This window comes from Idiomarina sp. H2, from assembly GCF_004364275.1.
Taxonomy (GTDB): Bacteria; Pseudomonadota; Gammaproteobacteria; order Enterobacterales; family Alteromonadaceae; genus Idiomarina; species Idiomarina loihiensis.
The window spans coordinates 1-2,699 of sequence record NZ_SNZY01000021.1; the positions used below are offsets into that span (position 1 = coordinate 1).

General features: G+C 40.1%; 3 protein-coding genes. 2 read left to right on the forward strand and 1 reads right to left on the reverse strand.

Annotation, left to right across the window (positions count from 1 at the left end):
* Positions 1-880 precede the first annotated feature (880 nt).
* A complete protein-coding gene (locus DET62_RS14480) occupies positions 881-1,024 on the forward strand; it encodes a hypothetical protein (protein ID WP_166635849.1) in 144 nt (47 codons plus the stop codon).
* Between the two features lie 59 nt (positions 1,025-1,083).
* The gene (locus DET62_RS14355) at positions 1,084-1,980 is read left to right on the forward strand and encodes a hypothetical protein (protein ID WP_110014429.1); all 897 of its coding nucleotides are present in this window, start codon (positions 1,084-1,086) and stop codon (positions 1,978-1,980) included.
* On the opposite strand, the gene DET62_RS14360 is transcribed toward DET62_RS14355, so the two are convergent.
* On the reverse strand, positions 1,913-2,617 hold the full coding sequence (locus DET62_RS14360; protein WP_110014428.1) for a site-specific integrase: 705 nt from the start codon (positions 2,615-2,617) through the stop codon (positions 1,913-1,915). The genes DET62_RS14355 and DET62_RS14360 overlap by 68 nt on opposite strands.
* Between the last annotated feature and the right edge of the window lie 82 nt (positions 2,618-2,699).

Consider the following 2,699-nt stretch of genomic DNA (forward strand, 5'->3'; position numbering starts at 1 on the left):
TTGCGCTAAATCCCTCCAATGTTGAGGAAATTAAGCGTAATACGGCGGTTGCTTAAAACAGGTTTTTTGGACAACTAGGTTGAAAAACGCCGATATTGGGAAATTAATTTTGAAAGGGGAGTCAGTTGACCAGTCGATAAAGCCATGGGTTGATACTCTGCTGGCAGTGATTTTGGTATTGCCTTTCCGCAAACATTCAACCGCATCTTTGTTATACAGGTAACAGTAACCATTGAATCGACCATGGGCTCGGGCATACCAAGCCTTTCCCTCTTTAGTTATTACCAGAGCTTTGCGAGCTGATACTTTACAGAGCAGAGATATTTTTTTATCTGAAATCAGTTGGGCGATTTGGCCTTCAGAAGCAATTTCGGATACTGCGCTGTGGTCGATTGGAGTCATTTTAATTTTTCACTAAGTTGGGTATTACTGAGTAATGTAGGCTACCAGTAACTTTTGGTCTATTAACTACTTTTAAAAGACGAAAAGAATATATAAAAGACTTTCCTTCGCAAAGTCACGTCCCGCAATGGCTAACAAAAAATCAAGTTTTCGAAACCAAAATTATTCCGTTTTTTACCCGTAAATTCGCTTGATCAATCAGAAGGTTAGCCCTAGCATACAGTTAGCTATACAGTACTATATGTAGTGTTTTCTATGATTTTAAGGAAGATATGACACAATATGTTGTGCTTTAGCTAAAGGATTTACCCACAAGCGCCAACTTGTGGGTAAATAAAACGGACAGCTAAGAGCAGCCCGAGTTGACACTTGTAATCTTAGTAGTTGTTGATAGTTGATACAATAAAAAAATTGTAAATACTCAACGGCTCCTGCCTGCTCTTAGTTTGTCCTCCATTTTTTGATTACGGAGACAAACATGTCTATTACCAATACTAATGAAGACGAGTATGAGTACATCTACGTCCCTTACTTTTTTCATAAAAAGCTAGGCCGGAGAATATATGCTCATAAGTACGGTAAGAAAGCATTTCGCATTCGCGTGAAAAAGCGTAAGCATTAATGCTCGAATTATAGCGGTGCCTATGCACCGCTTTTTTATTCGCTAATCTAGGTTTAAATATGAACTCATTCGTTTTCAAAAAAGCTATGAAAATAGCCCTGAATAAGCAGTTCCCAAGTCCTATTCCTCGTTCAGGCGATGAAGGTGCGAGTATGGACTGCTACTCCGTACTAATTTCCGACTCGAACGGCAATCCAATATATTTAATTAAAAGCTATTCTGAAGGACTGTTTGAAGGGTATCAGTGGCAAGAGGACGGGTTTCGGGAAGAAGTTTCACTGGATGTAAAACAGCTTAAGCAGGCAGTTTCCAATGGTCAGCTGGAAATAACCCACTATTATGGCAACAGCGATATTGTTTTCCGTTCAACTCTTGGTTTTTTATTTAATCACTTAACACGAGCGGTTTACTTCAAGACTTTACTGAAACGGAAGTATAAAAAATTAGGGCTAGAATGGTATAAACGTTCTAAATTGAGGAAGAAAAAGAGATTCGAGCTTCTAGAGTTTATTGTTGAAAAACAGATGGATGACCAAGAGGATGGGGTTACTTTTGGTTACTTAATGTCAAAACTTTATGGACTTAACTGGCCTCAACATCCAATGAAAAAGAAGTTAATGAATAGTACGAAATTATATCTACACTCTTTTGAGGATGAGGGCGAACTAGTGCGTCGTGGTCATACTTACTATTTATCGGGAAAAGCTCTGACTTCGCTAGAAAGTTATACTGAAGAACGGGATAGATATGTGCAAGGGCTAACAGAAAAACGGCATTTAACCTTTCTAACGTTTGTTCTAGCGATTGCTGCTCTAGCACAAGCTGGAGTCATAAAGTTTCCAACCATTTTGAATTATGCATCCTCTGAAGAAAGCAGCGAAATGCAGGCTAAAGAAGTGAAACAGCCCGAGCTTTGTGTTCAGGAGCCAAATGAGCATACCGAAGAGTCATCTTGATATCAGCATGGCCTAGTAACTCTCGAACAGTATTAAGGTCGACTCCGCGCATGACTAGCTTACTGGCAAAATGGTGTCGTAAATCGTGAAAGCGGAACTCTTCAATATCGGCTTCTTCCAGTACCTTGAGGAAGCCTTTTTTAATATCAGTTAAAGGCTCTTTATCTTTACCATGGAATACGTACTGACTTTGGCTAACTGGCTTCCATTTTTCCAATACATGTAATGCAGTGTCGTTAAGGGGAATAATGCGACTTTTACCTGATTTGGCGTTACCCGCCTCAACAGTTAGCGTTTTGCTGTAGAAGTCTATGTTTGACCATTTAAGTTGAAAAATTTCGCCTCTACGCATTCCGGTGTTCATGGCTAGCAAGACAATAGGCTCTAAATGATCGGAATACTCCTGTTCTCTCAAATCTGGTTGGGTAGGGTAGTTCCTGACACGTCTGAACTCGTTGGCTTGATCTCGGGCTTTTTTAAGTCGCTCGTTACGCTCTCTTAAGGTTGATAGCAGAGATTCCTCTTCGTCTGGCGACAGGTAGCGTAAACGGGTGCTTTCAACTTTTAGCGTTTTTACTTTTTTTAAATCGTGATTCGGTATTAAATCCCATTCTACGGCTCGGCCGGCGTTTTTCAACCTAGTTGTCCAAAAAACCTGTTTTAAGCAACCGCCGTATTACGCTTAATTTCCTCAACATTGGAGGGATTTAGCGCAACGT

Coding starts and splice junctions, on each gene's coding strand:
- DET62_RS14480 (WP_166635849.1), top strand. CDS start 881: ATGTCTATTACCAATACTAATGAAGACGAGTATGAGTACATCTACGTC.
- DET62_RS14355 (WP_110014429.1), top strand. CDS start 1,084: ATGAACTCATTCGTTTTCAAAAAAGCTATGAAAATAGCCCTGAATAAG.